Here is a 6,000-nt window from a genome sequence, read left to right as displayed (position 1 = left end):
ACCGCTTTACTAATTTCTCGGTAACTTTCATTTCCGTTCAAATAACGTTGAACGATGTGTATTTTTTCATCAGCTGTAAATTTAACCATAGAAAAACTGCACCTCCAATTGTTAGACGGTGTCTAACAATTGGGGTGCAGTTCAATTTCCGCTCTTTTTTATCCTTTTACAATTGAAATTATTGAATCCCTTCTGGTAACTTAATTGAATCAAACTTTTCATATGAATCAATCTTTATACTCACAACTGCATCCAACTTTTCCTTATCTGTACTAGCTTTTTTATCTGCGTTACTTTCACTCACTTTTATAGTTGTTCGCATCTCTTCAAATTTATAATCTTTTGTTATTATATATTCAATGTTAAACGCATCCATACTAAATCCTTCCGTTAATTTTTTCATATCTCCATTAATTTTTTGTAACGTATCTACTGCTTCTTTTCCCTTTAATTCAAGTGTAAGTTTATATGTGTCCCCATCCTTCTTTGCTTTCATTTTCTTAGCCAAAGCTTCCGGTAAATCTAACTCATTCAGTAAATTTTTACTGACCATTACATCATTTACATTAAATTGATCATTAGGTATCGTAACTAACTCTCCTGTATCAGGGTTTTTCACTTGAGCAGCGACCTTTCCATCTACTTCATACGTTACAATATCTGTACCACTTATTTTCATTTCAGCTCTAGAATTCTTCAGTTTCGGCTCCATCTGTATTTTCATTTTAATCTCTTCTGATTGGCTGCTCCCCTTCATTGACATAAGAGATGTCAATGTAAGATATTCCTCTTGTTTTAATCCGTCAGCTGCTTTTTTAAAAATATCCTTCGCTACTAACTCTTTTTCTTTTTTTACAGATACTGTTTTAGGTCCACTTGTTTTTTCACTGCTACAACCAGTTGTTAAACCTACTATTAGAGCCAAACTAGATATTACAACCATTTTCTTCATACTGATTCTCCCCATTTCCCGCTTAAAAATATTTTCATTTCATGTATAGTAAATCAACTGAAATAAATATATATACAATAATTATTTAACCTCTAAACTAAACCAGTTATTCAATCCGTATACTAACGTAACTAATGCTCCTATTACACCAAAAACAACAATATTTATACCAATTGATGAACCGAATAAAACAGCCATCATTGACACCATCAGTAATAGCATGGCGATACTATTTATCTTAATTTCTACTATGTCGCCATCCTTTACTTTCTTTTCTTTACTTCCAAAAAAGAATTGTTTTACTTTAATATTCGCTTCACCTAATTCAAAAGGAAGCGTATATTCTTCGTTATTCTCAAGTTTCATTACTACTTCGTTATCTACCTTTACTGCAACTCTTGCTGCTCCGCCCATTATCCCTGTTGCTCTTATTACTTTAATGCTCATATTAAATCCCCCTATTAGATTTCACTGCAACTATTAAGAAATTCCCCTTGTTGCACACTACTTCATCCTCCGTTTAATAAACATAATATCCCAAAAGGTATTATAACAAGTCCCTGTACAATATTTTGTCAAAATTTGTCGTTTTTCTACAAAAAGGATATTTTATCCATTACCGTAGAAAAAAGACTCTTACAATAGTAAGAGTCTTTTTTCTAAAGTAACACTTTCATTAGCGGAAGGATTATTACTTCATAAAGCTGGGCCATCTGCACATAGGAACATACTATCACTTCGGCTGTAAAGTTAATACTTTCCCTTCAATTCCATCTGTATTTAAAGTAGTCATATGATACGTGCCATTTACCCAATCATCTATTTGATCATGATACCAATCGCTTCTAAAATGTCCTGACTGTCCTGGCCCTACGATATGATAACCGTTTGACATATCCTTCGTATCAATAACGAATCGCCAAGAAGCCCCGTGATTTACAATACCGTTATCGCCGTAACTCGCGGCTTGAACGGTAACTTGACTTCCGCCAATCGGAACTGGTTTCTCACGATTAAAAGCAAATAACGCTAACATACTAGATGATTTCGAAATTGGATGTGTAAAAGCAAGTTGATGGTAATCGCCCCACTTCCACTCTGCAACATCGGTTCCATACTCCTTCTGCAATTTCTTCATTACATTCTCGTACGATGTATGCACAACTTTTGTGAAGCCTCCATACTTAGAAAACCATACACTATTTTCCCCGGCTACTTGTTTCCGAATCAATTCATCAACAACTTGTGACTTTCCTTCAAATAACTCCATCACATCTTTCGGTATTTCTTTTGAAAATAACGTATTCGAAATCTCTTTCATTAACAAATGAAAAATTAATGGTGCCGCTTCATCTTTACTATCGTAAAAGTTCCACTTTGTTAATTGTTTTACGCCTTCTTTCTCTACTTCATTTAAAGCTGTTTTATGTAACTCTTTTAAAAATATTGGAGTAAACTCTTTCCCATATAAATTCTTTTGATCCATCTGTAATTCTTCTAAATCTTTCACCGTATACTTGTCCTTCTCTTGCAAAAACTCTTGAATACGCATTTGTCTATATGGCTGCGCCCACGTATTGCTAATATGGTATGGATAATTATCATCCACAATTTTATTATTCGCAGTTGAAATAAACCCTTGTTTTGGATTTATTACTTTTGGCAGTTGATCATATGGGACATACCCTTCCCATTCATATTCATCAGTCCACCCTGGCACTGGCAAACTCCCATCACCTTTTTTACGCACTGGTATATTTCCATTCGCTTTATAAGCAATCGTGCCATCGTTTGATGCAAATACAAAGTTTTGAGTTGGTGTATGAAAATCTTGAAGTGCCGTTTCAAACTCATTCCAATCTTTCGCTTTATTCATATTTAATACAGCCTTTAATTCAGCAGAAGGCTCCAAAGCAGTCCATTTCAAAGCGAATACTGTTTTCGTTTTCTCTTTTCCTTTATCCGCAAACTCTGAAATGACTGGACCATGCCTCGTAACCGTCACATTATACGGAATTGTTTTCCCGCCTTTTACTTTAATAGATTCGTCAACAACAGTAGCTTTTTCCCATTTATCGTTATACAAAAATTCATTTTCATTATTAGGGTTTCTCTTTTCAATATATAAATCTTGCACATCAGGACCGGTATTCGTAACGCCCCATGCTATTTTGTCATTGTGTCCTAATATAACACCTGGCACTCCAGCGAATATAACGCCACTCACATTTAAATCTTTCATTTCAAGTCTCGTTTGATACCATATAGAAGGTGTCGCAAGAGATAAATGAGGGTCATCCGCTAAAATTGGCTTACCTGACGCACTCTTCTCACCGCTCACAATCCAGTTATTACTACCGTTAAACTCCGGCGGAATGATCGTTTTTGAAAAACTTTGTGCTACGTCCACATTTGTATTTTTCAGTTCAGCGAGCAATCTAGGGGCATCTTTCGGATATGTAGGAAATAGCTCATTTGCTTGCTCTTTCGGAAGATTTTTCAGCGCCCAATAACGAAACGCTTGCCCGTGCCAATGTCCTCCTAAATCAAACGCCATATACTTCCCAATCGTTAAAGTATCAACAATTGACCATTCAGCAGGTTCATAACCTAATATAGTAAACTCAACTGGCAATCTCTTTTCCGCTTTCGCTTCACGTATAAAAGCGTTCACCCCATCAGCAAATGACTGCAAAGCAAATTTTGCTTCCCCATCATATTGACTAACAGACGCTTCTGCTGCTCGCCGTAAACCGAGCGTTCGAAACAATTTATCTCTATCAACGGCTGCTTCTCCAACAACTTCACTTAACATACCAGAAGCTTGCCTTCTACTTAAATCCATTTGAAATAAGCGATCTTGTGCTTGCACATACCCTTGCGAAAAATATAAATCATGTGCATTTTCCGCTTTAATATGCGGTACCCCGTTACTATCTCGTTTCACCGTAACAGCATGTTGTAAATCCTCTAGCTTTTTCGTTCCATCTATCTTTGGCATAGATCTCAGCGTATATACGTTCAAAAAAATCACACTGCAAATAATCAATAAAAGAACGATACTACTAGACCAAATAAAAATTCTCTTACCTCTAGTTCGTTTCTTCTTTATAACAACTTCCATATAACCCCTCCTTTCCCAAACTATTCGCTTCTATTTTGAAAGAACCTTTTAAAATAGAAAAATCCTTATATGCTACGGATCATACAAAATGAATCCTTCCTTTTCTTCACTTAAATCTACTTGCCCTTTCTTACACCAATTCCTCAAAATCCCCTTCACATAAGCGAACGTTCGCTTATTATGTTCAAACGCAATTTTAAGTGCTTCTAGTACTACCTTTCCTGAAACTCTTTGTATCCAATCCTTCAATTCCTTCACGATATATGGGGATAAACTACTAATATGTTGTTCATAAAACTTGTACACTTTACTCTTGGGAACGGCCTCTTCTATACTTTCTACTTCTTTCTCTTCAATAACTTCTTGTAAACTACTAGTATCCTCTTCTTCAGGCATACCAAAATGCTGCAATAACAATGGAATCTTCCATTCTTCTTCAAGACATTTACGTAAAAACGTATGTATGAATTCTTTATTTTTCACAGTCTTTAACTCACGTAACACACACTTCTCTACATTCGTATTTAAAATAGGGTTATAGTGTAGCCAATTTAGTATGTATAACTCTTTCGTTTCCGCATCGTATAAAATCTTTCCGTATGCAACAAACCTATTTAACAGCTTCTCAACAGTCTCCATACTGTAGCCCGTTTCCAGTTCTGCCACACGCTTCGGTAATATGTAAATTCCACATTGCTTCGTTTTCGTACCAGTTAACAAATATATGTAAAAATAACGCTCCTCTGGCGTTAAATCTAATATGAATTCATCTTGCCAAAAGTTCACCTGCACATTACGGTACACCGCCATCTATTTCCCTCCACTCTTTGCTAGCAAATAAGAAATCCCAATCCTTCAATATAAATATAGGAATGTGGGAGCCGTTTTGGCATTCGAATTACAATTTTTTTTACTACTTACTGTAAAGTAACAAAAAGGTTATTTAATCTTGCTACCAAAAATACAATAGACATCTGTCTATGTAAATGACAGATGTCTATTAAAGTCGTTTAAAAATCTAGTTGTTTCATAGACAATGGATTTTTAGGTGAATAATAAAGTTGCTTCATTTGAGAACCAAATAATGAAAATGAACCCTCATAATAAACATAACAAATAGAGTATTTGCATTTAAACTTTATAAAACTCAAATGTATTTTTTTCTAGACATATTGCTTCATCGGAACTTTTAATAATAATATCAAAACGTTGACTGTATGGATGCATAAACACTTTATACTGAATCCGACGTTCTGCATGAGACCGCCTTAAATAATTGATATCGGCTCCCCTTTCAGCAATATCTCGGCTAGACCTTCTCATTAATTCCGTTTCATCATCTGTATAGAAGTAAATTTTCAAATCAAATAGATCGGGATTAATAAATGCGACACACATTCCTTCTACAATTGTCACTTTGTTTTTTGAAGAAATTAACTCGCTTTTCATATAATGCGTATCTATCGTATAAAAATCCAAACCAGCCCTTACCATCTGAACATCTCTTTCTAAAGCAGACAAATGATGCGCTGATGGATGACAAGCCGTCATTTTATAATGATGATTTTCGTTTTGATATGTATAGTCAATAATTGCATGCTTTCGTATGTCTGAACTAACAATATATGGATCTGTATTAATATAATTCACTTCATTTTGATCTAGTAGGTCTACAAGCATATTAGCAAACGTTGTTTTTCCAGCAGCGCCATGTCCTGAAACACCAATAACAACCTGTTCATTAGTCCTACTAATCCAATTTATGATTTCTTGCAATAACTTATCCATCCTTCTCCCCCTTTTACTAATATACTGCCCTTATTTTAATTAGTTAAATATTGAGATGTCCTCTCATCTTATTATACATGAAAGAAAAAATAGCATAATGATCCATCGTACCATCTCTAATTTTATACAACTATAT

Annotated in this window: 5 protein-coding genes; all 5 read right to left on the bottom strand. The window is 34.9% G+C overall.

Annotated features, from left to right (window positions below; all coding sequences use genetic code 11):
• Window positions 1-178 precede the first annotated feature (178 nt).
• The 5 genes from JDS81_RS09240 to JDS81_RS09220 all read right to left on the bottom strand — a co-directional run bounded on the left by JDS81_RS09240 (window position 179) and on the right by JDS81_RS09220 (window position 5,864).
• On the bottom strand, window positions 179-952 hold the full coding sequence (locus tag JDS81_RS09240; RefSeq protein ID WP_000738998.1) for a DUF6612 family protein: 774 nt from the start codon (window positions 950-952) through the stop codon (window positions 179-181).
• 81 nt (window positions 953-1,033) lie between these two features.
• Window positions 1,034-1,399: a hypothetical protein gene (locus tag JDS81_RS09235; RefSeq protein WP_000025021.1), complete on the bottom strand. Its 366-nt coding sequence runs from the start codon at window positions 1,397-1,399 to the stop codon at window positions 1,034-1,036.
• Between the two features lie 286 nt (window positions 1,400-1,685).
• The gene (locus JDS81_RS09230; RefSeq protein WP_097954605.1) at window positions 1,686-4,076 is read right to left on the bottom strand and encodes a penicillin acylase family protein; all 2,391 of its coding nucleotides are present in this window, start codon (window positions 4,074-4,076) and stop codon (window positions 1,686-1,688) included.
• A gap of 72 nt (window positions 4,077-4,148) precedes the next feature.
• Window positions 4,149-4,886, bottom strand: a complete 738-nt coding sequence (locus tag JDS81_RS09225; RefSeq protein WP_097954606.1) for a DnaD domain-containing protein — start codon at window positions 4,884-4,886, stop codon at window positions 4,149-4,151.
• A 321-nt stretch (window positions 4,887-5,207) separates the two neighbouring features.
• The gene (locus tag JDS81_RS09220; protein WP_000359525.1) at window positions 5,208-5,864 is read right to left on the bottom strand and encodes a uridine kinase family protein; all 657 of its coding nucleotides are present in this window, start codon (window positions 5,862-5,864) and stop codon (window positions 5,208-5,210) included.
• Between the last annotated feature and the right edge of the window lie 136 nt (window positions 5,865-6,000).

This window comes from Bacillus cereus group sp. N31 (assembly GCF_016483245.1).
Lineage (GTDB): Bacteria > Bacillota > Bacilli > Bacillales > Bacillaceae_G > Bacillus_A > Bacillus_A toyonensis.
This window is presented reverse-complemented; position numbering and strand designations above follow the sequence as displayed.